Annotated in this window: 25 protein-coding genes and 1 pseudogene; 13 read left to right on the top strand and 13 right to left on the bottom strand. The window is 65.2% G+C overall.

What is annotated here, in order from left to right; genetic code table 11:
- Positions 1-174: 174 nt before the first annotated feature.
- From AC1DT6_RS25635 to AC1DT6_RS25645, 3 genes are all read left to right on the top strand, one after another.
- On the top strand, positions 175-504 hold the full coding sequence (locus AC1DT6_RS25635) for a hypothetical protein (RefSeq protein WP_441628360.1): 330 nt from the start codon (positions 175-177) through the stop codon (positions 502-504).
- 289 nt (positions 505-793) lie between these two features.
- Positions 794-2,032 (top strand): MFS transporter, encoded by a 1,239-nt coding sequence (locus tag AC1DT6_RS25640; protein ID WP_441628426.1) that lies wholly within the window; start codon positions 794-796, stop codon positions 2,030-2,032.
- Between the two features lie 80 nt (positions 2,033-2,112).
- Positions 2,113-2,487 carry a hypothetical protein gene (locus AC1DT6_RS25645; protein ID WP_441628362.1) on the top strand — a complete coding sequence of 125 codons (375 nt, stop codon included), beginning with the start codon at positions 2,113-2,115 and terminating at the stop codon, positions 2,485-2,487.
- A gap of 138 nt (positions 2,488-2,625) precedes the next feature.
- Here AC1DT6_RS25645 and AC1DT6_RS25650 read toward each other — a convergent pair whose 3' ends face one another.
- From AC1DT6_RS25650 to AC1DT6_RS25670, 5 genes are all read right to left on the bottom strand, one after another.
- Positions 2,626-5,406 (bottom strand): Hsp70 family protein, encoded by a 2,781-nt coding sequence (locus AC1DT6_RS25650; RefSeq protein ID WP_441628364.1) that lies wholly within the window; start codon positions 5,404-5,406, stop codon positions 2,626-2,628.
- Between the two features lie 5 nt (positions 5,407-5,411).
- On the bottom strand, positions 5,412-7,259 hold the full coding sequence (locus tag AC1DT6_RS25655) for an Hsp70 family protein (RefSeq protein ID WP_276288285.1): 1,848 nt from the start codon (positions 7,257-7,259) through the stop codon (positions 5,412-5,414).
- Positions 7,256-7,828, bottom strand: coding sequence for a DUF2760 domain-containing protein (locus AC1DT6_RS25660; protein ID WP_477114995.1), 573 nt, complete (start codon positions 7,826-7,828; stop codon positions 7,256-7,258). The genes AC1DT6_RS25655 and AC1DT6_RS25660 overlap by 4 nt, the downstream gene beginning before the upstream one ends.
- Positions 7,829-8,067: 239 nt before the next feature.
- Positions 8,068-9,270: a polysaccharide pyruvyl transferase family protein gene (locus tag AC1DT6_RS25665; protein ID WP_441628368.1), complete on the bottom strand. Its 1,203-nt coding sequence runs from the start codon at positions 9,268-9,270 to the stop codon at positions 8,068-8,070.
- A gap of 106 nt (positions 9,271-9,376) precedes the next feature.
- The gene (locus AC1DT6_RS25670) at positions 9,377-9,850 is read right to left on the bottom strand and encodes an Lrp/AsnC family transcriptional regulator (RefSeq protein ID WP_045240890.1); all 474 of its coding nucleotides are present in this window, start codon (positions 9,848-9,850) and stop codon (positions 9,377-9,379) included.
- A 236-nt stretch (positions 9,851-10,086) separates the two neighbouring features.
- On the opposite strand from AC1DT6_RS25670, the gene hppD reads away from it, so the two are divergent.
- The 3 genes from hppD to AC1DT6_RS25685 all read left to right on the top strand — a co-directional run bounded on the left by hppD (position 10,087) and on the right by AC1DT6_RS25685 (position 13,970).
- A complete protein-coding gene (gene hppD / locus AC1DT6_RS25675; protein WP_477114996.1) occupies positions 10,087-11,160 on the top strand; it encodes a 4-hydroxyphenylpyruvate dioxygenase in 1,074 nt (357 codons plus the stop codon).
- Positions 11,161-11,320: 160 nt separating this feature from the next.
- On the top strand, positions 11,321-12,709 hold the full coding sequence (locus tag AC1DT6_RS25680) for an amino acid permease (RefSeq protein ID WP_441628372.1): 1,389 nt from the start codon (positions 11,321-11,323) through the stop codon (positions 12,707-12,709).
- 58 nt (positions 12,710-12,767) lie between these two features.
- The gene (locus AC1DT6_RS25685) at positions 12,768-13,970 is read left to right on the top strand and encodes an amino acid aminotransferase (protein WP_441628374.1); all 1,203 of its coding nucleotides are present in this window, start codon (positions 12,768-12,770) and stop codon (positions 13,968-13,970) included.
- Positions 13,971-14,421: 451 nt separating this feature from the next.
- Here the strand turns inward: AC1DT6_RS25685 and AC1DT6_RS25690 are convergent.
- A pseudogene (locus AC1DT6_RS25690) lies at positions 14,422-14,577 on the bottom strand (IS5/IS1182 family transposase); the annotation flags it as partial.
- Here AC1DT6_RS25690 and AC1DT6_RS25695 point away from each other — a divergent pair.
- The 4 genes from AC1DT6_RS25695 (at position 14,534) to AC1DT6_RS25710 (ending at position 18,262) form a co-directional block, all read left to right on the top strand.
- Positions 14,534-14,773, top strand: coding sequence for a hypothetical protein (locus AC1DT6_RS25695; RefSeq protein ID WP_441628430.1), 240 nt, complete (start codon positions 14,534-14,536; stop codon positions 14,771-14,773). The pseudogene AC1DT6_RS25690 and the gene AC1DT6_RS25695 overlap by 44 nt on opposite strands.
- Positions 14,774-14,917: 144 nt before the next feature.
- Positions 14,918-15,367: a DUF6402 family protein gene (locus AC1DT6_RS25700; RefSeq protein WP_441628376.1), complete on the top strand. Its 450-nt coding sequence runs from the start codon at positions 14,918-14,920 to the stop codon at positions 15,365-15,367.
- Between the two features lie 697 nt (positions 15,368-16,064).
- Positions 16,065-16,457: an RT0821/Lpp0805 family surface protein gene (locus tag AC1DT6_RS25705; RefSeq protein WP_441628378.1), complete on the top strand. Its 393-nt coding sequence runs from the start codon at positions 16,065-16,067 to the stop codon at positions 16,455-16,457.
- A 197-nt stretch (positions 16,458-16,654) separates the two neighbouring features.
- On the top strand, positions 16,655-18,262 hold the full coding sequence (locus AC1DT6_RS25710) for an EAL domain-containing protein (RefSeq protein ID WP_441628380.1): 1,608 nt from the start codon (positions 16,655-16,657) through the stop codon (positions 18,260-18,262).
- Between the two features lie 477 nt (positions 18,263-18,739).
- Here the strand turns inward: AC1DT6_RS25710 and AC1DT6_RS25715 are convergent, their stop codons facing one another.
- Entirely contained in the window at positions 18,740-19,972 is a 1,233-nt protein-coding gene (locus AC1DT6_RS25715; protein ID WP_477114997.1) for a glycosyltransferase, read from the bottom strand.
- A 199-nt stretch (positions 19,973-20,171) separates the two neighbouring features.
- Between AC1DT6_RS25715 and AC1DT6_RS25720 the strand changes: the two genes are divergently transcribed.
- Complete coding sequence (locus AC1DT6_RS25720; protein WP_441628384.1) at positions 20,172-20,552, top strand: RidA family protein; 381 nt, start codon at positions 20,172-20,174, stop codon at positions 20,550-20,552.
- A 39-nt stretch (positions 20,553-20,591) separates the two neighbouring features.
- Here the strand turns inward: AC1DT6_RS25720 and AC1DT6_RS25725 are convergent, their stop codons facing one another.
- On the bottom strand, positions 20,592-21,113 hold the full coding sequence (locus AC1DT6_RS25725) for a hypothetical protein (protein WP_441628385.1): 522 nt from the start codon (positions 21,111-21,113) through the stop codon (positions 20,592-20,594).
- Between the two features lie 213 nt (positions 21,114-21,326).
- Here AC1DT6_RS25725 and AC1DT6_RS25730 point away from each other — a divergent pair, with 213 nt between their 5' ends.
- Positions 21,327-21,710, top strand: coding sequence for an ArsR/SmtB family transcription factor (locus tag AC1DT6_RS25730; protein WP_441628428.1), 384 nt, complete (start codon positions 21,327-21,329; stop codon positions 21,708-21,710).
- Entirely contained in the window at positions 21,707-22,789 is a 1,083-nt protein-coding gene (locus tag AC1DT6_RS25735) for an SRPBCC domain-containing protein (protein WP_441628386.1), read from the top strand. The genes AC1DT6_RS25730 and AC1DT6_RS25735 overlap by 4 nt, the downstream gene beginning before the upstream one ends.
- A gap of 28 nt (positions 22,790-22,817) precedes the next feature.
- Here AC1DT6_RS25735 and AC1DT6_RS25740 read toward each other — a convergent pair whose 3' ends face one another.
- From AC1DT6_RS25740 to AC1DT6_RS25760, 5 genes are all read right to left on the bottom strand, one after another.
- Positions 22,818-23,018 (bottom strand): DUF3606 domain-containing protein, encoded by a 201-nt coding sequence (locus AC1DT6_RS25740; protein WP_441628387.1) that lies wholly within the window; start codon positions 23,016-23,018, stop codon positions 22,818-22,820.
- Between the two features lie 148 nt (positions 23,019-23,166).
- Complete coding sequence (locus AC1DT6_RS25745; protein ID WP_441628389.1) at positions 23,167-23,595, bottom strand: RidA family protein; 429 nt, start codon at positions 23,593-23,595, stop codon at positions 23,167-23,169.
- The gene (locus AC1DT6_RS25750; RefSeq protein ID WP_441628391.1) at positions 23,585-24,730 is read right to left on the bottom strand and encodes a DSD1 family PLP-dependent enzyme; all 1,146 of its coding nucleotides are present in this window, start codon (positions 24,728-24,730) and stop codon (positions 23,585-23,587) included. Before AC1DT6_RS25750 ends, AC1DT6_RS25745 begins: the two co-directional genes overlap by 11 nt.
- 25 nt (positions 24,731-24,755) lie before the next feature.
- Complete coding sequence (locus AC1DT6_RS25755; protein ID WP_441628392.1) at positions 24,756-25,748, bottom strand: tripartite tricarboxylate transporter substrate-binding protein; 993 nt, start codon at positions 25,746-25,748, stop codon at positions 24,756-24,758.
- 12 nt (positions 25,749-25,760) lie between these two features.
- A complete protein-coding gene (locus AC1DT6_RS25760) occupies positions 25,761-26,429 on the bottom strand; it encodes an HAD family hydrolase (protein ID WP_441628394.1) in 669 nt (222 codons plus the stop codon).
- Positions 26,430-26,529: the final 100 nt, after the last annotated feature.

A 26,529-nucleotide genomic window follows, 5' to 3' on the forward strand; every position in this document is an offset into this window, starting at 1 on the left:
GGCCTCGTTCGAAGCTTGCAAGCAAGGGTATGGAAGGGGGTGGACAAAGGATCCACCTTCTCCAATTTCATCGGAATCCTGGTTTGTGCTCAATCCGTCTCATCGATATAATTCACCGGCAATGCCGCCCGACCGGGGCATTTCATTCTTATATCCATTGAGCTGGAGCATTTAATGTTGTTGATTTGGCAAGGTTTAGGTTTTCTCGTTGTCATCGTTCCGCTTGCCGTCATGCTTGTCATGAGCCTGCTGGGCTCGGTGCTGAATCTTTCCAACGTGGCGACGATTGTCGTTGCACTGATGTTGTCCGCCGTGGCCGTCTTCTATCTCGGGCGCCGCCTCAACTCCCGCCCCGGGCGCATCCTGGTCGATCCCAAGACCCAGGAACCCGTCGAGCTTCGCAAGCGCCATACGCTGTTCTGGATCCCCATGCAGTATTGGGCGGTTCCTATCCTGATCATTGCCGGCATCGCCGCGATGGCGCTGTTTACCGCTGGCGCATAGTCTCCACGGGCGGGCCGCTTATCTTGTCAGCCCGTTCCCGCGTCGCCGGACGCCTGTCCGGCCCTGTTTTGCAAGCCGCCAACACCAATGCCGGCGGCAGATGATCGGGAGGCCGCGTAGAATATCGCTCTTTCAACCTGAACGGCGGCCCGCCATGCAAGCTTCGGGCACGCAGGGCGCGCAGGCACTTTCAAGAGTCGGCCCCGCCAAAGGTTGATGGTTTTCGTCAAGAGATTTCAAGTTGAAAAATCCGGTCAGTTACTGGCGCAATCGCCGGTTCTCCTCCGCGTTGCCTGAGGAGAGTGCATTGCATGGCGCCGGTACGGCGGCCCGGCGTGCCCGGCGCGGTATTGTCCTGCTGACCTTCGCCTTTGCGCTAAGCCAGTTCTATCGCAGCTGCCTGGCCGTGATGGCGCCCGAACTCCAGCATGACTTTGGCTTGACCGCCGCGGGTTTCGGCAGCTTGTCCTCCTGCTTCTTCCTGGCATTCGCGGTCGCGCAGATTCCCGTCGGGATCGCCTTCGACCGATATGGCGTGGGCAAGCCCACGGCCCTTCTTCTTGCCGTCGGCGCGGTGTCTTCCTTGCTGTTTACGGCCGCGCCCAACGGCACGGTCGCCATGCTTGCCCAGGCGGGGCTTGGACTGGCCTGCGCACCGGTCTTCATGGGGCTGCTGCATTTCGCTTCCGAGCAGCTCTCCGAAAGGAACTACACCAGGGTTGTCAGCCAGTCCAACGCCACGGGCATGATTGGCGCACTGTGCGCAACGGCGCCGCTCGGGTGGGCCATGCACCTGCTCGGCTGGCGTGTTGCCATGTCCTTCGCGGCGCTTTGCATGGTTGTCGCCTGCTACGGCGTCTGGCGTTTCGTCCGGGACGAAGGGCACGCCGAGGCCCGCCATGTTCCGCTGTGGCCCATGCTCTCGCAGAGCGCGAAGCTGCTGGCCATCGCGCCCTTGTGGACCCTCATCCCGATGTGCGTCGCCATGTCGGCGGGCACGGCGTTCCGCAATGCGTGGAGCGGGCCCTATCTGGCCAATGTGTATGGCCTCGACTCCGGCGCCCGTGGCGTCGCGCTGGCCTTGCTCAGCGTCAGCGGGTTCCTGACCGCATTCTTCCTGCCTGTGCTGGTGCGGCGCAGCTCGCTCAAGACGACCATCGCGGCATGGTCCTGTTTCGCGATGACGGGTGCGATCTTGCTGACCATCTGGCCTGCGAGCGGCATGGTTTCCGGCGTGGGCCTGATGGCGTTGCTGTCGACCATCGGCATGCTGCATCCGCTGGTCATGGCGCAGGGGCGTGGCCTGGTTCCGCCGTCTTCGCGCGGGAGAGGTCTCGGCGTGCTCAACACGTTCGTCTTCCTCGGCTCGGCGCTGACCTCGTGGGGGTTCGGCATGATTGCCCGGATGGGCGACCTGCAGCGCTGGCCGGTCTCGAAGACCTACGCCGCGATTTTCCTCACCGCGGCGGTGGTGGTAGCGCTGGCGGTGGTGCCGTATCTCTTCAGTCCGGCGCCGAAAAGAAGCTGAGCCGCGCGCCGGCGCAAACGCATTTCACCCGACCCTGGCTATCCTTTCGGAGGCACGGTTCGAAGCGAGCCTGGAAAACAATGAAAAAACGGATTCGCCTTGTTTGCTTCGCCGTGGCGGTCGCCGCCCTGGCTTATCCATCGTATCTTTACCTGTACTACGGCGTGCCTCATGGGGCCAGGGTATATAGCCCGAACCAGGCGTTCTACTATCAGAAGTACAAACTGTTCAGTTGGATGAACCTGATCCCGACAATGTCCACCCCTGGGCAGGGATCGGACAAGCTCTACTATGTGAACGGCTATGTCCGGGTGTATTCAGCCAATGGCATGCAGGTCGGCGAGACCCCTGCGTCCGGCGTGCCGGTGGCGGAAGTGCACTGGGCAGGCGATGCGGTGGTGGTGATGGACGGCCACGACGGCGGCATCATCGAACTGCCGGGGAAGTCCGAATAACCGGGGTCAGAGCGGGGCGGATATCAGGCTGGCGCGCGTACGGAACGCGCCGCGCCCCTCGCCCCCGTTCGCCAGGCAGGCGGCGATGTGGTCGACAAGACGCGGCACCCGGATCTGGCATGGCGTTCCCGGTGGGGATCAACCCACGATCAGTTTCAACCCGGCGGGCAGGGACTCGCCAAACACGCGCCCCTCGTCGGCCTCATCGAGTTCCACCGTTTCGCGCACCATGGCGATCCAGCTTTGCGGTGCGTGGGCGGCTTCCAGCCGCCGGACCACGCTCGCGCGGATCTCGGGGGACAGGTCCCTGGAGCGGTCGCCCGTCATGCGGGCGATCTGGACGGCGGCGAACGCGGCCGGCTCGACCTTCTTCCAGTCGAGCGCAAGAATCGCTTCCAGCCATTGCGCGGCGACCTCGGCTGGCACGACGCTGTGCGCGCTGCCATAGAACGGCCGGCGTGCCCCGATGCGGCCCACGGCCCACCAGCCCTGGCTGTTTTCCGAGGGCTTGCGCAGCCGGGCCAGCAGCCATTCGGCGAGTTCGATCTTGCGCTCGGCCGGGATGCGCTCAAGGGACCCGGCAAGGCGCACCATGTCGGCGTAGCCGGCCCTCGCGGGGCCGGCAGGCCGTTTATATCGCGTGCTGCCGGGCGGCTGCAGATAGAAGGCCATGTCATCCAGCAAGCGCAGTTGCGCGCTCTCGTCCAGGCCGCCCGCCGCCCGCCGCCAGAGTGTCCACCACTCCGACCAGATCTGGCTTTCGTTGACGTACTGGATCCCTTGCTCGTACAGCGACCAGAGCTGTTCGACGCGCCAGTCGTCTAGCGGGTAGCCGAACCCCGGCCGCACGCAGTAGCCGGCCAGGTTCAGCCACAGGCGTTCATGGTCGGCCGTGCGCCGCCGCCGCCGCACGCGCTCCCAGAACGTGCCGAACAGTTCGCGAAGCAGGGCGCTGTCCCAGCGCTCGCGCGTGCCCAGGAGTTGTTCCAGTTGCGCCCGCATCCGCTTGACCTCCTTGGGGCCGACGTCTTGCGAGCGCGCGCCGAAGGTACGGTCGATGGCTTCGACCGCTTGCGGCAAGGCTGCGTTTGGCATATCCGGCGTTTCAGCGGGCGTGGGCGCTGCCGTGCCGTTGGCGCGCAGCTGGAATTCGAGCAGCCATCGCTGCGAGGCATCCGCCATGTCGATGCAGTGCACCTCCAGCGTGCCGACCTCGGTCAGCGACGTGGTGAGCTGCACCGGCGTTTCCCGGGGCCCGCTCGCGCCGCGCGGCTGCACCACGGTGGCAATCGGCGGCAGGCGAACGAAGTCGCCCTTCGACAGATCGGTCAGCTCGCCCGGCCGATAGGCCGTGTCGGCGACGGAGGAAACCAGGTGGAAGCGCACCGGATGCCCGAGCCGCAGGGCGAAGGCGCGATCCTCCAGATGGATCTCGTGGCCTTCTTCCGTGCCTCGCGGCAACAGGCAGATGCCTTGCTGCCCCTGCGCGCCATCGTCGAGAACGAGGAAGTAGCTGCGCGGCGATCCCCCGCCGATGCGCGGCGCCTGGCCGGTACGGGCGCGCGCGTACGCTACCGCGCCACGGGCAACGGCTACGTCGGGGTTGTCGTTGTGCAGTACCTGCACGGGCGCACCGCGCCAGGTGCCCAGGGTGCCGGCAACGCGCCCCGCCAGCGCATCGGCGCGGAACACCCCGCCGTTGAGCAGCAGGGTATCGGGCATCGCCAGCGCACCATCAAGCGTCTGCGCCGCGCCCAGTGCCGTTTGCGACTGCGCGGCGTGCTGGCTCAGGAAGGCCGCAACGTGCCGCGTGACCGCCGGGTCGGCCGCATAGGGCAGGCCAAACTCGACAATGGCGCCCCGTGCGCGGCCGGGCCGTTCACTGGACGACACTGCGGGGAAGAATCCATCGACGATGAGCTGTTGGATTTCCTGCCGCGTCACTTCCACCGAGCGCGCCGCGCCGATCAGCCGGGAGCCCGCGCCCAGCAGCGTCACCGTGACCGAGTCCGGCGGCTGCGCGCCGAGGAGCTGCTCCTTGGCGGCGCGGCAGCGCGCGACGAGCTGCGACAGGCTGGCCGCCGACAGCCGTGTCTCCGCCGTGGCGAGACGCGCTTCGACAAGATGCGCCAGGGCGAGGTCCATATTGTCGCCGCCGAGCATCAGGTGATTGCCCACGCCGATGCGGGTCAGTTGCGGCTGCCCGTCCTGCATCTCCACCTTGATGAGGGTCAGGTCGGTGGTGCCGCCGCCGACGTCGCAGATCAGCACCAGGCGCGTTTGCGCAAGGTCCGCTTCCAGTGTCTGGCGATGATGGAACAGCCAGTCGTAGAACGCAGCCTGCGGCTCTTCGAGCAGGCGCAGGGCGGGCAGCCCGCCCATGCGCGCCGCTTCCAGCGTCAGCGCGCGCGCGCCTTCGTCGAAGGAGGCGGGCACGGTAAGCACCACGTCCTGTTCTTCGAGCGGAGCCTGCGGGAAACGGTGATTCCATGCCGCGCGCACGTAGGCCAGATAGCTGGCGCTGGCCGCCACCGGCGAGATCTTGCCGACCTCTTCGTCCGCCCCCCACGGCAGGATCGGCGCGGTCCGGTCGACCGAGGCATGCGACAGCCAGCTTTTCGCGCTGGCCACGAGCCTGCCGGGCACCTGCGCGCCCAGCGTAGCCGCGAGGCGGCCGATCACGGTCCGGCGCGCTCCGGCGCTCGCGGCATGTTGCCACGGCAACTGCAGGTCGGCCCCGTTGAGTTCGCCGGGCGCCGCGTGGTAGCGCACGGATGGCAGGAGAGGCCGCGCGGCGACCTCTCCCAGGCTGACCAGCTGATCGATATCGAAGACGCGGATCTGCTCGGACCCCGCCTCCGCATAGGCGACGACCGTGTTGCTGGTGCCAAGGTCAATGCCGACGATGTACGGCTTCATCTCAGTCAGGCATTGGGGTTGCCGCGCACGTCGAACTCGACCTTCCAGCGCTCGCCGGCGCCGCGGGGCACGGCTTCCAGTTCCAGCGTCCCGGCCTCGGTGACCCGCGCGTGCAGTTTCACCGGGACCACTTCGCCGGGCGTGCGCCCTTCGGGCGGCAGCGTGGCCTGGATTTCATCGAGTTCCTGCAGTTCCTCGGGCGACCAGGAGTCGAGCAGGGTGCCGACCTGATCCTGGCGGCGCACCGACGAGCCGAAGAAGCGGAAGTGGACGGGCTCGCCCACCACCAGGCCGAATTCCTGCGGCGGCAACGCGGCCTCGGTCCCTTCTTCCATGCCGAACGGCGCCACGCACAGCGCCTGTATGGGCGGCTCGAAGCCAGGCACGGCGGGCATCGACGATTCCACGGCGATATAGTAGGCACGCGCGGTGCCGCCACGGATGCGCACGCCCTTGCCGCGCCGCACGTAGCCGTAATACGCAGCGCCGCGCGCCACGGCCAGGTCCAGGTCGGCGCCTTCCAGCAGGCGCGCAGGCGCCGCGCCTTCCGCCGCAAGCCAGCCATTGAGCGTCTGCAGGATGCGCTCCACCAGCAAGCCCGACTTGAACACGCCGCCATTGAAGAGGACGGCGGTGGGGTGCAGGAACGTCGCGCCTTCCGGCTGCGCGCTCTGGAAGCCTTCGAGTTCCGCGAGCGCCGCCACCTGGCGGCCCAGGAACGCGGCCAGATGCCGCGTGATGGCCGCATCCTGCGCATACGGCAGGCCGAGTTGCGTGAGCCCGCCGCGCGCCCGGCTTACCGGGCGGGCCGAGCCCTCCACTTGCGGGAAGAAGCCTTCCAGGATGGTCTGGGTGAGCTCGGCGCGGGTCAGCTCCGTGCGGATCGAGCCGCCGATCAGCTTGGACCCCCGGCTCGGCACGACCAGCGGCACGGCATCCGTGGCCGGATCGGTGAGCAGCGTTTCCTTGGCCGAGCGGCAGGCATAGGTGAGCGCGCGCAGTTGCCACGGATCGGCCTGCGTGCCCTGGCCAGCCAGCTTGCGCGCCACCACATGGGCCAGCGCGAGATCCATATTGTCGCCACCGAGCAGGATGTGCTCGCCCACGGCAACGCGGTGCAGCTCCAGGTTGCCATCGCGCTCGACCACGGCGATCAGCGAAAGGTCGGTGGTGCCGCCGCCGACGTCCACGACGAGGATGATGTCGCCGACCCTTACCTGCTTGCGCCAGTGGCCGTCGCTCTTCTGGATCCAGCTATAGAGCGCGGCCTGGGGCTCTTCCAGCAGGGTCATGCGTGCATACCCGGCCGCTTCGGCCGCTTCGGCGGTCAGCTCCCGCGCGGCGGGGTCGAACGAGGCGGGAATCGTGACGGTGATTTCCTGCTCGCCGAACGGGGCTTCGGGATGCGCGTGATCCCACGCCTCACGCAGGTGCGTGAGATAGCGCACGGAGGTCTCGAGCGGCGAGACGCGCGTCACTTCAGGCGGCGCGTCGTTCGGCAGGATCGCCGCCCGGCGATCCACGCCGGGGTGGCACAGCCAGCTTTTCGCACTCGACACCAGCCGGATCGGCGTGGCTGCGCCGCGGGTGCGCGCCAGTTCGCCGACCGCGAAGTCGCGCGTGGCGTTCCACGGCAAGCCCAGGTCGCCCGGGGCGAGTTCGCTCGGGTGCGGCAGGTAGAGGAAGGAGGGCAGCAGATCGAGGTCTTCGATGGCACCCGGCGCGGTGAGTTGCGTGACCGGCAGGACACCCTGGCTGGTCTTCTCGCCGTCGCTGGCGGTAAGGTCGACGTAGGAGAGGGCGCTATGCGTGGTGCCCAGGTCGATGCCGATGGAATAGCGTGCTGCGCTCATAGTTCCACCTCGGCCGGGGCGATCACGGTGGCGTCATGGCGTTCGGCCAGCCGGGGCAGGCGGACTTCCGCGACTTTCCAGCCGCGGTGGCTGATGCTGCCGCTGAACGGCGCGCTGCCTACCACGTTGCCGGTCAGCCGGACGGCGGTGGCGTCGAAGCCGTCGGCCAGCGTCACGCGGCTGCCCTCGTCTTCCTCGCGCACCGGCTTGATGGTGAAGTGTTCACGCAGCACCGCGCGGCAGCCATCGTGCACGAGGCGGGCGGCGGCACCGATTTCCGTGTCGGAATAGGCCGCGATGTCTTCCTCGACAAAGTCCACGAAACGCGCGTCGCGCTGGAGCAGTCCCAGCAACTGGAGTGCCGCGGCCGGGCTCGCTTCCTTCAGCGCGGGGGCGGCAGGCCGCGGCGCCGGTGCGGCAGCTTGCGGCACCGGGGCTGCGGCTGCAGCGCCTTCGCCGCTGCGCAGGCGGCGCACGCCGGCGGCGAAATCGCGGTCGCCCAGGATGGTGAAGAAGGTGCCGACGGCAAGAGAGACCCTGCCGAAGAAAGATAGGTTCGAGTCGGTCATTAAATGCTCCTGGTGTGCTCTGTTAAAGGACGAGCTGTCCCCTCGCGACGCTGGACAAGCCCCGGAGGCTCATGCGATTCCGGACACCTGGGCACGAGCCGGGCGTCAGCGTCTTGTGTTTTTTGGCCCTGCCGGGCCTCTCAGGTGCGTATTTTGCCCTATTGCGCCTGCGAACCGGCCCCGCCGGTTATACAGCATCGCGGTGTGTTTCATATGGCGTTGGCGCAGGCCTGTGCTTTTCAGGCAGCCACGAAGCCTTGGCGGCATGCCGCAACCAGCTCGCGCGCCGTCTGTTCCCGCCGTGTGCGCTCAAGCGCCTGCGCCTGGCCAATGCCATCGGCAAGCGCTTGCACCGCCACAGTGCACGGGGCCTCCGGCGGCGCCCAGGTGGCGGCGAACGCGGCCTGTTTGCTGGTCCCCGGATCCAGCCCCGGCCGTGTGATGTTCACGCTCGGCACGGCAAATGCCATGGCCACGATGCGGCCGTGGAGGCTGCTGCCGGCAAAGCCGCGGCTGTGCGCGATCACGGCGCAGATGTCCCAGATATCGAGGGACCGGACGATGCCCGGCGCGGGCGTGCCCATGCGTTGCGCCAGCCGCCGGTAGCAGGACAGGTCGTCATGCCAGGGCGCGGCACCGGCGCGGAACAGCACCACGCCGTATCCGGTTGACCGCGCGGCGCGGTCGAGCTGGCTGGCGATCTCGCCGAGGGTTTGGTCGTCGCCGAAGTCCGCGCTGAACTGCACGGCAAGATAACCCTGCGGGAAGGCGTCGGTCATGCGCGCCGGCTCACCGTGGCGGACCCGCTGGCGGATGCGCTCGCCGAACAGCGCCGCGACCATCACCGCGGGATCCGGGACAAGGCTGGCCGCGATGCCGTTGGCCCGCAGGATCTGCCTGGTCCGGCCATCCCTCACGCTGACATGGGCCGCGGCCCTCAGCTTGCCCAGCACTTCCGCCCGCATGGCAGGGTCGCGCTGGTCCAGGCCGACGCCGCCCACGGCGTTGTAGATCACGGCCCGCGCCTGGGGAAACAGGCCCTGCGGCAGCACGTAAGGCGCCCGGTCCTCCACGCCCAGCACGCTGCGCGCCCATGCCTGGCGCTCCCGCTGCCGGTCGTCGAGCCGCGCGATCAGCACGTCTGCCTTGCCCGGTGGCTGCAGCATCACAGCCGCCTCCCACGCTTCGCAGCAAAGAATCTCGCCACCCACGTGGATGATGCCGGGCGCTTGCAGGTCCGGCCGCGCCGCCAGATGCAGCAGGGAATCGACCCGGTGGCCGCCGTGCGGCAGCAGGTTGCGCCGCGCCAGCCCGGCATAGCGCAGCGGCTGGTCTTTCAGCAGGCAGGTGAGGACATGGGGCAACAGCAGATCGCCGAAGTTATGGCGATCGAAGGCACCAAACAGGATGACGGGGCAACCGGCGTCGGGGGCAGGGGGCACGGGGAGGGTGAGCCAGGGATCTCATCCAAGCATAGGCGGCCCGTGGCGGGTCTCTCCTATATTAGTGAGTGTCAGCGAGCGCGCCGCCGCCATCCGGCGCCCGGGTTCAGGCATCGAGCGGCATCGCGCTGGTGCACTTGATCTCATCCAGGCAAACGCTGGACTTGACCCCGCTCACGCCAGGGATGCGCATCAACGTGTCGAGCAGGAAATCGGAAAGCGATTTGAGATCGCGCGCCACCACCTTCAGCACGTAGTCGATATCCCCGGTGACGGAGAAGCATTCCTGGATCTGCGCCAGCTCGGCGACAAGTCCCTTGAAGTTCGACAGATCCCGGATGTGGCCCCGCTCCATCGTGACATGGATAAAGGCGACGACGCCAAAGCCCAGGCTGGCGGAGTCCAGCCGGGCTTCGTAGCGCTTGATGATGCCGGCCTCTTCCAGCCGGCGGTGCCGGCGCAGTGTCTGCGCCGGCGACAGGCGGATAGCCTCGGCCAGTTCGAGGTTGGAGGCGCGTCCATTTTCCTGCAGCGCCGCCAGCAAGCGGCGGTCTATGCGATCAAGCTCAGGATTGTGCACTTTTGTTTCCCTTGTTCCTGCAATGATGAAATTTTATCTCATGATCTAGGGTTTGCCTGCGTGGATAACGAAATCCTATTTACCGGAGCGGAATATAAACTCATTGCCAGATTGACGGTACGGACAGGGAGTTGAGAGCCCACGCCRTACGTGTCTGGCGCTGCGCACCAACGCGTTGGCGCACAGCTGCCGCAATAATATTTCTCTCGTCCCCCCAACTTCCTGTTGAGCACACCATGGCCGATCTGTTTGAAAACCCGATGCAGTTGATGGGCTTCGAATTCGTGGAATTCGCCTCGCCCACTCCCAACCTCCTGGAGCCGCTGTTCGAACAGATGGGCTTCAGCCTGGTCGCGCGCCACCGCTCCAAGGACGTGGTGCTGTACCGCCAGGGCGATGTCAACTTCATCGTCAACCGCGAGCCGAACAGCCCGGCGGCGTACTTCGCGGCCGAGCACGGCCCGAGCGCCTGCGGCATGGCATTCCGCGTGAAGGACTCGCACAAGGCTTATGCGCGCGCCCTGGAACTCGGCGCCCAGCCGGTGGAAATCGCCACCGGCCCGATGGAACTGCGCCTGCCGGCGATCAAGGGCATCGGCGGCGCGCCGCTGTACCTGATCGATCGCTTCGAGGAAGGCAAGTCCATCTATGACATCGACTTCGAATTCATCGAAGGCGTGGACCGCCACCCGGTGGGCCATGGCCTGCGCCTGATCGACCACCTGACGCACAACGTCTACCGTGGCCGCATGGCTTACTGGGCTAATTTCTATGAAAAGCTGTTCAATTTCCGTGAAATCCGCTACTTCGACATCCAGGGCGAATACACCGGCCTGACCTCGAAGGCCATKACCGCCCCCGACGGCAAGATCCGCATCCCGCTGAACGAGGAATCGTCCAAGGGTGCCGGCCAGATCGAGGAATTCCTGATGGCCTTCAACGGCGAGGGCATCCAGCACATCGCCTTCCTGACGGACAACCTGATCGAAGTCATCGACAGCCTGCAGATGGCCGGCGTGCCCCTGATGACCGCGCCCAACGATTACTACTACGAAGGCCTGGAAAAGCGCCTGCCGGGCCACGGCCTGCCGGTGGACCAGCTGAAGGCGCGCGGCATCCTGGTGGACGGCACGACCGAAGGCGGCAAGCCGCGCCTGCTGCTGCAGATCTTCTCCAAGACCGCGCTCGGCCCGGTGTTCTTCGAGTTCATCCAGCGCAAGGGCGACGAAGGCTTCGGCGAAGGCAACTTCAAGGCGCTCTTCGAATCGCTGGAGCGCGACCAGATCGAACGCGGCACGCTCAAGGTCTGAAGCCCATAAGGCAGCTAGACACCGGGGCACCGAGCCGCGGACTGCAACAACACCGCCCGGCGCCCGCAGCAAGACTGCGCGCCGGCGGTGCCTGGCCAAAGCGCCCGCAACACGCGAGAGGCGCAGGCCCACATTCCAAAAGAGTGGGTAGAGACACAATATGGTTCCCAATTCCAAGAACACGGAAGAGACACTCCAGCGCGGCTTGAAAAACCGGCATATCCAGCTGATCGCGCTGGGCGGTGCCATCGGCACCGGGCTGTTCCTGGGCATTGCCCAGACCATCAAGATGGCAGGCCCTTCGGTCCTGCTCGGCTACGCGGTGGCCGGGATCATCGCCTTCTTCATCATGCGCCAACTCGGCGAAATGGTGGTCGACGAACCCGTCGCCGGCTCCTTCAGCCACTTCGCCAACAAGTATTGCGGCAGCTTTGCCGGCTTCATGTCAGGCTGGAACTACTGGGTGCTCTATATCCTGGTCAGCATGGCGGAACTGTCGGCGGTGGGCATCTATGTCCAGTACTGGTGGCCGCACATTCCCACCTGGGTATCCGCGCTGGCGTTCTTCCTGCTGATCAACGCCATCAACCTGTCGAGCGTCAAGTCCTTCGGCGAGATGGAGTTCTGGTTCTCCATCGTCAAGGTCCTGGCCATCGTCGGCATGATCGTGTTCGGCGGCTATCTGCTGGCGTCCGGCACGGCCGGCCCGCAAGCGAGCGTGGCCAACCTGTGGCAGCACGGCGGCTTCTTCCCGAACGGCATCAGCGGCCTGGTCATGGCCATGGCGGTGATCATGTTCTCGTTCGGCGGCCTGGAACTGGTGGGCATTACCGCGGCAGAGGCGGATGCGCCGGAAAAGACCATCCCCAAGGCCACCAACCAGGTGATCTACCGCATCCTGATCTTCTACGTTGGCGCGCTGGGCGTACTGCTCTCGCTCTACCCGTGGGAAAAGGTCGTGACCGGCGGCAGCCCGTTCGTGCTGATCTTCCATGCGATGAACAGTGACATCGTGGCCACGGTGCTGAATGCCGTGGTGCTGACCGCCGCGCTGTCCGTCTACAACAGCGGCGTGTACTGCAACAGCCGCATGCTGTACGGCCTGGCCAAGCAGGGCAATGCGCCGCAAGCGCTGCTGAAGGTCAACAAGCGCGGGATTCCGCTGGCCGCGCTGGGAGTTTCGGCACTGGCCACGGCCGCCTGCGTTGTGATCAACTACTTCATGCCGGGCGAAGCCTTCGAACTGCTGATGGGCCTGGTGGTCTCGGCGCTCATCATCAACTGGGCGATGATCAGCATCATTCACCTCAAGTTCCGCCGCGACAAGCGCATCGCCGGGCAGGAGACGCGCTTCAGGAGCCTGGGCTATCCGTTCACGAACTACCTGTGCCTGGTCTTCCTGGCGGGTATCCTGTACGTGATGTACCTCACGCCGGGGCTGCGCATTTCGGTGTACCTGATTCCGGCATGGATGGCCGTGCTGGGCGTGAGCTACCGATTGCGGCAAAAGAACGCGGCGCCGGCCCTGCAGCAGAGCGTATCGGCATAATGATGACCCTGGCGGCCCTCCGGCCGCCGGCCACAACCCATTCCAGCCAGAGTATCCAATGTTCGAACATATCGATGCCTATCCCGGCGACCCGATCCTTTCGCTCAACGAAAGCTTTCAACTAGATCCGAGGACCGACAAGGTCAACCTGAGCATCGGCATCTACTTCGACGGCGATGGCAAGCTGCCCGTGATGCAGGCGGTGGCGGAAGCCGAAGGCGCGCTGATGGCCGACATGGGCCCGCGTCCCTACCTGCCCATGGCCGGCTTCGCGGCCTACCGTGACGCCGTGCAGGCGCTGGTTTTCGGCGCGCAATGCAAGGCGCGCGCGGAAGGCCGCATCGCCACCGTGCAGACCCTGGGCGGTTCGGGCGCGCTGCGGGTAGGCGCCGATTTCCTGAAGCGATATTTCCCGGAGGCGCAAGTCTGGATCAGCGACCCGAGCTGGGAAAACCATCGCGTGATCTTCGAGCGCACCGGCTTCACCGTCAACACGTATCCGTACTACGACGACGCCACCGGCGGCCTCAGGTTCGATGCGATGATGGACGCGCTGCGGCTGATCCCGAAGCGCAGCATCGTGCTGCTGCACGCCTGCTGCCACAACCCCACCGGCGTGGACCTGAACCAGGACCAGTGGCGCAAGCTCATTGCCCTGCTGAAGGCGAACGAGTTGCTGCCCTTCGTCGACATGGCCTACCAGGGCTTCGGCGCCGGCCTGGACGACGATGCGTTCGCGGTGCGCGAGCTGGTGGCGCAAGGCGTGCCGTGCCTGGTGGCGAATTCGTTCTCGAAGAATTTTTCGCTGTACGGCGAACGCTGCGGCGGGCTGAGCGTGGTCTGCGACAGCGCGGAAGAAACCGGCCGGGTCCTGGGCCAGCTGACGGGCGCGGTACGCGCCAACTACAGCAACCCGCCGACCCACGGCGCACGGGTGGTGGCTAAGGTACTGACCACGCCGGCCCTGCGCGTGACCTGGGAGCGCGAGCTGGCGCAGAAGTGCGATCGCATCGCCAGGATGCGCGCGGCGATCCACGACAGCCTGCGCGACCATGTCAGCGGCGAGGCGCTGTCGCGCTACCTGACCCAGCGCGGCATGTTCACCTATACCGGCCTGACGGCCGACCAGGTGGACCGCCTGCGCGCGGAGCACGGCGTGTACCTGCTGCGCTCGGGGCGGATGTGCGTGGCTGGCCTGAACGAGGGCAACGTGAAGCAGGTGGCGGGGGCTATTGCCAGCGTGCTGGCACCGGCTGCGTAAGGGTTGTTTGTCCGGCGTCAGCCGGAGCCCGCCGGTGGGCCAATGCCGCCTGCAATGACGGCTGCTGAATCCGTTGATTCTTGTGTGTGGCCCTCGGCGGGCCACACCACCCCGCCATGCGCAGCGAGCCGTGAAGGTGTTCCAGGCCGTATGGGGCGCTTCGTGATCTGGGAAAAGAGCGGAAAAGAGGGGGCCATGTTTGAGTCTTGCCTGAAAAATCCGTTTCGCGACCCAGGAATACCATCGCCGCTGGCACGGTTTGGACCTCAGCTGAGTAATCCCGTTCTCTAGCCGGTTGAGGGGCCATTCGCCCCTCAACCGGCGTCACGCGCCGTACCCAAACAGCGCTCTGCGAGCCAGCCAGAGATGGCTCAGTGCAACCGGTGTGTTCAGTAGCGCCGATTCCTCGCTCGCCGCTCGGTAGCGCACCTAGGTAGCGCACTTTGGTTGCGCCGATCCCTGTACGCACCTGCCCCGAATCCGCATCCATGCCAGCACGTGCCTTCATGCCGAAGTCATACTGCTTGCCCTTTCGCGTTGAATGCATCTCGGGATCGTGCCCAATGCTGCTGTTCTTCGTCGAGGTGGGCGCGCTGTTCAGCTTGGCCTTGGTGTGCCATGTGCAATACAGCCTTGATCTCGACGGCCTCCTGTGCGAGTTGCACCCGCAGCAGAGCATTCCAGTGCCGCTTATGAATGCGATACCGCTTAAGTTGGCTGCAGTCCGGATCGCGGCGCAGGACGGCGCTATCGTTAGAGGCTATTTGAGCGTACTTCCCACGGGAGCTGCAGCCCGTGGATAGGGCGTCGATCCTGGACGGGAACGTGGCGCTTCCCTGACTATCTCGCTAAAGAATTTTCCGCCTCCGCCCCGTATTCGGATTTGTCCGATATCACTGCCACCGTATATTTGTTAAAAACGATATTTTGATGGGTGGAGAGATTTTGTGGAAAATTTGGATACGCGGATACCGTTTTTTGAACCGAGATTTATCAAGCCGTTGTGGGCGTTAAGGCGTGAGCAGCAAGGTTGCACCGTTGAGGATATAGAAGAGTTCCACATTTCTACCGAGCGCCCGGCGCCGCCTCTGCGAGACCAGTCGCCGGTGCGTCTCGGGGTAGGGCGCGGCTTTCAGTATCTTGGTCATTGGAATAAATATGGTTTTATCATTGTTCCAAGTGCCACGGCAATTGGAGAGGTATCGACCGGTAGTCGGCATCTGGGACCGGTTGCGCGGCGAGGAATGATTTCAGAGCATGATGTTTACTATCCGGTGCGAAACGTTGACTATCGCACTTGGCAGATCAACCACAAGCAGGGCGGTGACTTGATTCTATATTCCGATAGAATCGAGGTTAGGCTTGTCAAGCCTATTTTTGTGGAGTTTGATTTATGATATTACATGGAGCGATAATAAAAAGGGTCAAAATTTTCATTAAAATATTTTTAATTTTTTTGGTTGCGATATTTGCAGTGCCGTATAGTTGCGATGCAATCAACAGATCGGCAGCGCACGAATGCGAGCGTGACTCCGTAGGGGGCTATATTGGTGAAACCTGCCTTCTAACGGGCGATTATGGAACGTTATTCCGTCTCTATGATGCACGTACCGGCGAATTGCTGGCGGAGTGCACATACCTTAGCCCCGAAGCACGGCGGGTATTCCGGTCAAAAGATGATGTGGTCTATGACGTTGGCGCTAGCGATGGCTCGGGCCACATAGCATTGCCGCCGACCCGATGGGACTGGCTACGGGCTAGACTCCCGTAAGGGCGATGAGGAGTCCGAGGACGTGGCGCTCCCTGATGGGGTGATAGAGCGATGGCTACGGTCCGTCGCTTGATGATTGTTGCACCACGTGGGAGCCCGATGCCCGATGCCCGGTACCAGACCGGCTATTTGCGCTCGCACTGATTGTGCCGGGATGCAGATCAGCGTCCGGGATGTGCACTCGATTATGTGTGGCTATTACGTTACTATGGAAACGTTCTCCATGTTCTGCAAATAGCCAGTTGCGGGATTTGCTCCAGTCGACAGACGTTTGCAGCGCAATGCTCCCCGCTCTTCCACCGTCCCACATAAGGATTGCTTTCATGTCACCCCGTCTTTTTCTTCGAAGCACGCTGCTCTGCGCGGTCACGCTTGTTCCGGCCGCGCCGGCTCTTGCATATTTCGACACGTTCATCAATGGCACCGTGATCGGGAGCATGAACCAAAAGGAATCGGCCGCGCTATCCAAGGCTGTTGGCAATACGCTGAACGACGGCACCGACGGAGCGGCGGTGCCATGGACCTACCCGGCGTCGGGAAAGCGCAAGCCGATCGAGGGTAATCTGACTCCGATGAACGCCAAGACCGACAAAGGCCAGTCCTGCCGCCAGTTGAGGGTTCAGCTGAAACGCGCCGACCATGAAGACAACTGGACCGGCTGGTTCTGCAAGCAGAGCGACGGGCACTGGCGCTCGCGCAAGGTCAGCGAGGGTTGAACGCCTGCAGTACATGACTCGGCTTTCTTCCTTTTGCGCTAATCCGCAAGGGCAAAGCGCGCGCGGCAAGCGCAAAAACATCAGGAAACCGCCCTGGACGAGTACACATCAATAACACCGTAGCGCGAACACGTCACCGGGCATGGGGTCCCTGGAATTGGCCTCCCGGATGCACGTCACGCGCAGGAGCCTCGGACGTGCAGATCATCAAGCCTCGGCGTGAGCAATACTGGCACCTGGCAATCGTGCTGGCAGCCATGCTGATTCCCGCGCTCGTCATGGTGCCGCTGGTGTTCTTGCAGGGAAGGCAACGCGCCGACGGCGAAGCGTTGGTCACGGCGGTGGCGATCCAGAAGCAGATGGACAACATCCTCAGGGTGGTCACCGCCAATGTCGACAAATCCATGGCGCTGCTCGGCAAGCCATGCCAGGAGGTGATCGGCGAACTCACGCGGACGAGCACCCTGAGTCCGTATTTCCGCTCGCTCATCCTGGTCCATCAAGAGAAACTCTACTGCTCTCCGGTCCTGGGCAAACTCAACGACATCCCCCTCGCCCTGGCATTCGACGCGATGACCAGCTTGCCGCCAGGGCAGCGGATCACCCCGAGCGCTGGCACCTCCATGGTCCCGGACCGGCCCGCGGTTATCGTCTCGCACGGTATTGGCGACGGTTCGGGCGTGCTGGCTGTCATTGACGGGCAGTACCTGCTGGACATCCAGGCGGCCGCCTCGTACCGCGGCCAGTTCCAGGTCCAGATCCTGCTCAGCGACTCGCTACGCCAGTTGCCGACCGGCGCGCCGTTGACGACGCCGACCGGCCCGCGCTACCGGAACAGCATGAAACTGGCCAGGTCCGCCGTCTTTCCCATCGAGGTGCGCGTCGCGGTGGCCCCTGCGCTCATCACCGCTTACCGCCATGAGCTGTGGCGTCACTACGCACCGTTCCTGGTACTGGCGGCGCTGCTCTCAGGATACCTGGCGCATCTGTTCTGCCGGCGCCGGCTGTCCCTGGTCAACGAGATCTACCGCGGCATGCGACAGCGCGAATTTCACATGGTCTACCAGCCGGTCATCCGGCTGGCCACGGGAGAGTGCAGCGGGCTCGAGGCCCTCGTGCGCTGGCACCGGCCGGGCCAGGGCCATATCCGGCCGGACATCTTTATCCCGCTGGCGGAAGACAATGGCCTCATCGGCGACCTGACGCGGCATATCTTCGACCTGGTGGCCGCCGACTTGCCGCGCCTGGGACTGGGACCGCGCGACCACATCGGCGTCAACGTCAGCGCTTCCCACCTGGCGACCCCCGGATTCGTCGATGATGTGCAGCGACTCCTGGGCAAGTTCGGCCCCGGCGGCCCGCTGCTGGTCCTGGAAGTCACCGAACGCGAAGCGCTGCCGAATGACGAGCAGGTGCAACGCAACATCGAGCGGCTGCGTTCGCGGGGCGTGCTCTGGGCGCTCGATGATTTCGGCACGGGACAGAGTTCGCTGTCCTACCTTGAACAGCTCCACGCCGATTTCCTCAAGATCGATCGCTCGTTCGTCATGGGCATTGGGACGGACTCCGTCAATGCCGTGGTGCTCGACACCATCATCAGCCTGGGCCAGCGGCTGCATCTGGACCTGACCGCCGAGGGGATCGAGAACGAGGAGCAGGCCGCCTACCTGCGACAGCACGGCGTGCATTGGGCGCAAGGCTATCTGTTCGCCGCGCCGTTGGGGGCGGGCGAGCTGGCGGCGTGGCGCCACCACCGTCCCGGTGCCACTTCGGCCACCCTGGAAGAGCAGGCCATGCCCGGCTAACTGACCGGGCCCTGGCCATGGCCTGGTCATTCAGCGCGGATTACGGCGTCACGATATTGAAATCAGGCCTGAATGTGTCGAGCATGCCTGCTAGTTCGCCCATGAACTTATTGGTGTTCACAGAAAGGGTGTCGGCTCACTACCACGCGTGGTTGTAGTTGATGGAGAGCACTCTCACATCCGCGGCGCCTGCCGGCATGCTGAGATGTTTGACTTCAAGGTCAACTTCAAAGGCTTAAAGTCAAAGGCGGTTTCACCACCCCTGCGGGGCGGCGACCTACTTTTTTGTCTTGCCAAAAAAGTAGGCAAAAAAGGTACACCGGGGTACGGCTCGCTTCGCATCGCGCTGGGGTGTGGCCCGCCCTTGGGGGCGCTCCACACGGCTACACCGAAGCTCATTCGGGCGGCAGCTGTTATTCGCGGTCCTCGAAGATCGAATGTTGGGGCTTCCGAGGGCTCTGATTCTGCGGTCGCGGCTCAATGGGACATGATGTGCTCAATAGCGGAAACCGCACCGGCCACGCCGTTTTCCTCCCGCATGCTGGCACCTAGTGCCTGGGCACGGGAACGCGCTTCGGTGCTCTCGGCAAACGCGATGCCACGCGCCAGCGCAGCGGCTTGCAGGTGCTTTCCGTTCACGGCGCCGGCGGCAATGCCTGCGCGCCTGAGCCGGTCGGCCCAGAAGAACTGGTCGCCCGCGAACGGCACCACCACCGATGGCACGCCGGCCCGCGCCGCGGAATGGGTTGTGCCGGAGCCGCCATGATGGATGACCAGCGAGGTCCTGGGAAACAGCCAGTCATGGGGTGTGTCGCCCATGACATGAAAATTCGCCGGCAGCACGGTGGCGTCCGCACCACTCCAGCCCGGATAGAACAACGCCCGGCGGCCCGCGGCGGCGGCGATCATCGCTTCCAGCGTTTTCTGCCGGTCAAAACCCGCCATGCTGCCAAAGCCGATGTAGATCGGTGCCTCCCCGGCCGCGAGGAAGTCGCGTAACGACTGCGGCGCGGACCAGTCCGGCGACGGCGGGATCCATTGCCCGCAGACATGCGTGTTGCCGGGCCAGTCGCCGGGGCGGGGCAGCAGGCTGGGCGATATCCCGTACAGCATCGGGTGCCGGGTCCAGAGTTCCCGCCGTGGCGGCAGCCCGCATACGGCCGCGCGCGCCGCGTTGGTCTGCTTGCGGAACGCGCGCCACAGCAGCCCGTTGACGAAGTGATGGCTCGCGCGGTTGAGCAGGCCCGGCACCCGGTTCGGCGGCAGGAAGGGCGAAGCGAATGCCGCCGTAGGCGTGATCGGGATGAGCCCGGTGCCGATGGCCTTTACGCCGAGATGTTCTGCCGCCGACAAGCCGACAAAGGCGGCCAGCGCCGAGACGATGATGGCATCGCAGCCCTCGCCCGCCGCCACGATCGCCCGCAGCCAGGCCTCGGCGTTGGCATTGGCAATGCCCGCCAGCGCGCTCGCGGTGCTGGTGAGCCCGCTGTTCCCGGCAACGACGCTGGCGATCGCGTTCTCGGGCTGCAGGGTTCCCTTGATGTCTCCCGCCAGCGCGGTTGTCGGGACGCCAAGGGACCGGGCGGTGCCCAGGGTGGCTTCATCGGCGAGCAGCCGGGTTTCGTGGCCGGCGTCCATCAGGGCGCGGCACAGTGCCGCCAGYGGGCGGGTATCGCCTTCCGTTCCATAGGTTRCAACGACGAATTTCATGTTTTCCTGCGGCTCCTGGTGCTCGGTACGGCTGGCCGGCTCAAGCGGGGGGCGAGGGCCGGCTGCGGCACCAACTATCAGGCAAACCCTGCAAATAAGCACGATCCCGGATCCGTTCTCCTAGACTTGAAAACCGCGAGGCCGCCACCGGGCGATCCGGGATGTGGCGTTCGAAGATCTTACTGATGCGGGGCGCAATATGGAATTCCTGAACTCCGGCAAGATTCTGCCCGCAGGGCTGCCTTTCTCCGAGTGCGTGCGGGTTGGCGAGCTGTTGTACCTCTCCGGGCAGATGGGCATCGTGCCCGGCACCACCCGCCTTGTGCCGGGCGGCATCCGCGAAGAAGCCAGGCGGGCGCTGATGAATATCCGCATCACGCTCGAAGCGCACGGCCTGTCGCTAAAGCATGTGGCCAAATGCACCATCATGCTGGCCGATATCGGCGAGTGGCAGGTGTTCAACGAGGTCTACAAGGAGTTTTTCGAGGAACCGTATCCGGCGCGCAGCGCGCTCGGCGCCAACGGACTGGCGCTCGGCGCCAGGGTGGAGGTGGAGTGTATTGCCGTGTTTGGCGGCTGAACGGCGATTCCGGCGCCGTCGCGCCGGATGCCAATGGCCTTACTTGCTGGCGTCACGGCTGTCGCCGCCGATCATGTCGAGGATGATCATGGTGCGGTCCAGTACACCGCGGTCGTCAAAATAGGCGCTGAAGTGGGCCGGCATGTAGCCGTTTGTATAGAGCCGGTACGACCATGCCTCGCGCTTCATGAGGGGGTAATACTGGACCGGCTCGCGCGGCATGCCAAAGCGCTCGGCCACGTCGCGCTTGGTCCAGACACCGGGCCGTGCCTCGTAGATCTCCTTCTCGGTCAGCATCTGGCGGAAGTTGGAAAGGTTTCCGCTTGCGTCGAAATCCGCGGCGTAGACCTCGAATCCGAGCGGCTGCTTGGAGTAGATCCAACGGCTGGTGCCCCCGGCGAGCTGATAGGTCTCGGTGGGTGCGCCGAACGTGTCGCGCACGGTACTTTGCGGACTGCCGATCATATTTTGCGCGGTCTGCACGGGATTCAGGGTCGCGCAGGCACACAGCGCGAACGCGGCGGCGGCGGCGGCCATCCATCTGACTAAGCGATATTGCATGACCATTCTCCAGCGTCTGCGCGGGTCGTGTTTATCGGGGACATCCGTGCAGCATAGCGCATGCGCACGCAAATGCACATGTCGCATCTGTCGCGCCTCCCTTGCCCTCACGGTAAACGCACCGGGCGGGGGATTTATTCCATCAGCCCAAATCGCGCGGCGTCCGTGATTTTCCGCCTTGACTTTCATTTAACCTGTTGGTTAAATGAGCCCATGCCATCCTCCATCGACCCGCTCACCCCCATCTTTGCCGCCCTGGCTGACCCGACCCGCCGTGCGATCCTGGCGCGCCTGGCCGAAGGGGAGGCGCCGGTAAGCGAGCTGGCGCGTCCGTTCGAGATGTCCGCTCCGGCGATTTCGAAGCACCTGCGCGTGCTTGCGGAAGCCGGACTGATCGAACGCGAAGTCAACGCGCGCTGGCGCATCTGCCACCTGCGGGCCGATGCGTTGCGCGACGCGCATGACTGGCTGGGTACTTACCGGCGCCATTGGGAAGGCAACCTGGATCGCCTCGTTGAGTTCGTCGAACGCACCCATGCGGCGGGCGTCACCGAAGGCGCCCGCAGCGAAAGCAAATCCCGAGGGAAAAAATCATGACCCAAGCCGCTACCTTCCACCTGGAAATGGAACGCTTCATCCGCGCCCCGCGCGAGAAGGTCTTCGATGCATTTACCAGCCAGGCCGCGCTGGCCGCGTGGCATTGCCCGCGCGGCATGAGCGTGCTGGAAGCCAGCGCCGACGCACGCGTCGGCGGCAAGTACCGCATCGTGATGGGCGGGCGCGATGGCGCGAAGCACATCGTGGGCGGCGAGTACCAGGCGATCGACCGCGCTGACTTCCTCGCCTATACCTGGACTTGGGAATCCGGCGAAATTCCGCGGGAGATCAAGACGCTGATCGAAGTCACGCTGACGGAGAAGGAGGGCGGCACCCGTCTGCACATGCGCCACAGCGGCTTCCCGGAAGCGCGCGAGCGCGACTCGCATATGGGGGGATGGCAATCGGTGTTCAATCGCCTCAGCGACTACCTCGATCCGGCGGGCAGCGCCGGCACCGTGACCGTGATCGGCGATCCGCGCAGCAGCTACTGCCGCACGGTGCGCATGGCGCTTGAGGAAAAAGGCGTGGCTTACACGCTGAAGCCGGTGCCGCCGCATTCGCCGGAGGTGCTCGCGCACAATCCGTTCGGGCGCATTCCGGTGCTGACCGACGGACCGATCGCGTTCTACGAAACGCGCGCGATCCTGGGCTATATCGAGGAAGCCTTTGACGGACCGAGCCTGCTTGAAAAATCCGGCCCCGTCTCCCGTGCGCGCTGCGAGCAGTGGATCAGCCTGATCAACTGCCATGCCTACGACACGATGGTCCGCCGCTACGTCCTGCAGTACCTCTTTCCAAAGGGAGAGAACGGCCAGCCCGATCGCGCGATGATCGATGCGGCGCTGCCGGAGATCGCCGCGCAACTCCAGGCGCTGGAGGACGCATACGGCGATCGCGACTACCTGGCTGGCACGGCGCTGTCGATGGCGGACCTGTTCCTCGCGCCGATCCTGACCTATGTCGGCATGTTCCCTGAAGGGGCCGAGCTGCTGGAGAAGTGCCCCAACGTGCGGCGCGCGCAGGCGGTCATGCGCGAGCGGCCCAGCTTTGCCGCCACGCAGCCGCAGCTTGGCTGACGGCGGGACCTGTATGGAGGCGGATGCGCTATCCGTGCCGCTTGTCCGGGTACAACGCCTCCAGGCGGGCCCGGACAGCGGAAATGTGATCGCCTGTGTTTGCCACGGCCTCCCGGAGTTCGGACTGCGTACAGTTAAGCTCCGTGCACCAGTACTGCACTTCAAGCGCATCCATCATGTTGACCCTTCCCGGGTCCAGTGGCCTGAAGTGCTTCGGATCGTTGCTCATGCGGCTCTCCCAGCCTTTGCCGGCCGCGTCACATGGGGTCGTGAGCGGAGCGTGTTGCTGTCGAATGGCTGCCTTGCATTGTAGTCATTGATCGGCCGCGCATGGCAGCGTGTTAGCGCTTGCGGCCGCTTGGTTCAGCGCAGCGGTGTCATGCGGCCGGAAGGACAACCGCCGTGGCCTCCACTTCGACCTTCAGCCCGAAATGCAGCGGACCGGTCGGCACGATCGCCCGCGCCGGGCGCGCGTTGCCCGCCCATGCCGCGTAGATGGCGTTGAAGACCGGCCAGTTCTCGATGCTGTCCACATAGACGCGGACCTGGACCAGTCCGGCGATACCGCTCCCGGCGGCGACCAGCGCCGCCTCCACGTTTGCCAGCACCTGCCGCGCCTGCTCGTCGAAGGGGGCGCCGGAGAGCTTTTGCCCGTCAGGCGTGACCGGAAGCTGGCCGGACACAAAGACAAAGCCATTGGCGACCGTTGCGTGGCTGTAGTGTCCGCCCGGCGCGGAGAGTCCGGCGGGCGAGACCGTCTGCACAGTCTGTGCGGTCTGGACTGCGTGATTCTGATTACCATCCATGAAACCGGCTCCAGGTGGCGAGCTCGCCGTCTTGCGCGAGCGCGTGATATTCAGGAAATTGCGCCCCTGTCGCGCAGGCATGATTGGGCAGGATGCGCAGCAGCGTGCCGATGGGGAAGCGCGTTGCGATGTCGGGCTCCGGAGAGCCTTCCCGCGAGAGAATGCCATGTTCCTGGTTGGCGCCGCTGAGCACGTACCCCGGCAGCACGGCGCCGTCGATGCCGCAGACCTGGCCGTAGCCGAAATCGCACTTCTGCTTCTGGGTGCCGCGGTCGCGGCTCATGGCCATCCATCCCGCGTCCACGATGGCCCAGCCCTTGTCCGCCTGGTGCCCGATCACGGTGGTCAGCACGCTCAGCGCCACGTCTTCCGTCGTACACACACCGACATTGCGCATGACCAGGTCGAAGAACACATAGACGCCCGCGCGCACCTCGGTGACGCCTGCCAGGCCGGTTGCGGAAAGCGCCGTGGGGGTCGAGCCCACGCTGACAACCGGGCAAGGCAGGCCGGCTTCGCGCAGCCGGCTGGCCGCGCTGACGCAGCCGGCCCGCTCTTGTTCCGCCATCGCGGCCAGGGCTTCGGGCGTGTCCAGGTCGTAGCTGGAGCCGGCGTGCGTCATCACGCCGCCCAGGCGGGCGCCGCCTTCGTGCAGCACGCGGCCGACTGCGAGCAGCGCCGCTTCGCCGGGGCGGATGCCGGAGCGGTGGCCATCGGTGTCGATCTCGATCCAGACCTCGAACGTTTCCTTGTGTTCGGCGCCGAATGCGACGATGGCCTCGGCGGACGCCACGCTATCGGTGACGATCTTCAGGTCGCAGCCCTGGCGGCGCAGGGCCAGGGCCTGGGGCAGCTTGCCCGGCACCATGCCGACACCGTAGAGGATGTCGGTGACGCCATCGGCAAAGAAATGCGCGGCTTCCTTGAGGGTGGAAACGGTAATACCGCGCGCGCCGGCCGCGATTTGCGCCTGCACCACGGGCGAGCATTTGCTGGTTTTGGCGTGCGGGCGGAAGCGCACGCCAAGCGCATTCATGCGTGCCTGCATGCGCTGGATATTGTGCTGCATGCGGGCGAGGTCGATCACCGCTGCCGGCGTTTCCAGGCTCGCGAGCGTGTCGGAGGAAATAGGCATATCGTCTTGGGGTCTTTAGAGGTGGTTAGTCCAGGAGCTGGCCTCTGGCCTTGAGCGCCGGCACATCGTCGCGCAGGCCGCGCGAAATCAGGTTCGACACCACGGCAGGCGCTGTGCCGCCCTGGGCCGGGACGTCGACGCCCACCGCCTGCATCTGGCGGCGCAACTGCGGATCGGCCGCGGCACCGGCCATGGCCGCGGTGAGCCGGGTGACAACGCTGTCGGGCGTGCCCTTGGGCGCAAAGATGGCGTTCCAGGAGCGCACGTCGAGAGGATAGCCAGCCTCCCTGGCGGTACCCGTGCCGGGCAATTGTTTCAGGCGCTCGCCGGACAGCACCGCCAGCACCTTGATCTTGCCGCCGGCAAGTTGCGGCAGCGCGGTGGTCGTCTGGTCGCACATGAAGTCGGTCTGGCCGCCCATCAGGTCGCTGACGGCCGGCGCCACGCCCTTATAGGGAACATGGGTGGCATTCTTCTTCAGTGCCGCGAGCAGCAGCACGCAGCCATAGTGCGAGACCGAGCCCAGGCCGGCGCTGCCGTACGATGCCGTGGCCGCATGGGTTTGCAGCCATGCGTCGAACTCCCGCAGGTTGCCGGCTGGCAGGTCCGCCCGCGCGACCAGCAGCATCGGCGCCGATCCGGCGAGCCCGATGGGCTTGAAGTCCGCGACCGGGTCGTAGGGCAGCTTCTTGTACAAGGCCACATTGGCGACATGGGTGCCGATCGTGCCGAAGCCCAGCGTGTAGCCGTCGGGCGCGGCCTTCGCCAGCTTGGCAAGGCCAATGGTGCCGCCCGCGCCGGCGAGATTCTCGATGACCATGGGCTGGCCGAGCTGATCGCCCATTTGCCTGGCAAAGCCCCGCGCGAGCGCGTCACTGGGTCCCCCGGCCGGGAACGGCACCACCAGCGTGATGGGCCGCGCGGGAAACGCCGGACTTTGTGCCATGGCCTGCGCGGCCAGGGCCAGGGTGGCTGCCGCCAGCAGGCGGCGGCCAAGAGGAGTTGAAATGCCGAGCATGGCGGGCGCTCCCTAGCAAGTTGCAGCGTGAAAGGACCGCAGCCATGGCAGCGCCGGCTCCAGCGTCGCGAACTCGGCGTCGGGCGCCGGCGCGCCCGCGGGCAGGGCCAGGCCCACCCGGTTATGCCAGTAGGTGCGCAAGCCCACGGCCGAGGTCCCGAACATGTCATAGCCCGAGCCCGCGATGAAGGCGGCATCCGCGGCCGGCACGCCGAGCTGCTTCAGCGCCAGTTGATACGGGCGTGGATCCGGCTTGTAGAAGCCGGCTTCCTCGGAGGTGACGACCACATCCCAGTCGATATCCAGCAGGGCAGCGGCACGGCGTCCCAGGCGTTCGGAGCAGTTGGTCACCACCGCCAGGCGGCAATGCGGCCGCAGCGCCCGCAGCAGTTCGCGCGCGCCATCCCATGCCGGGAGCGCATCCCAGCCGGCCTCGAGCGCATCCGGCGCGCTGGCGGGCAGGCCGACATGTCGGGCTGCCTCCCGCACCAGTTGCTCATAGCTGACGTAGGCGCCGCAACCATAGGTCCGCTTCAGGTACTCCGCCCGCCACGCCCTGCCTTGCGCCTCCGATTCGGCGGCGGCGTTCCAGATAGTCCAGGAATCCAGCAAGGCAGTGAGCAGGTCGAACAGGACGGCGCGGGGCCAGGCAGGGGAGGGAGAACGGTCCGGGGTATCCATGGGGGCCTTTTACGTGAGTGGGGTGGTTGTCAGCGGCAATCGGCAATCGGCAGTCGTGACAGGCCCTCAGTGTAGGAAGGAGTATGCGGCTCGTGGTTAA

It is taken from the genome of Cupriavidus sp. 01L45, assembly GCF_056399885.1.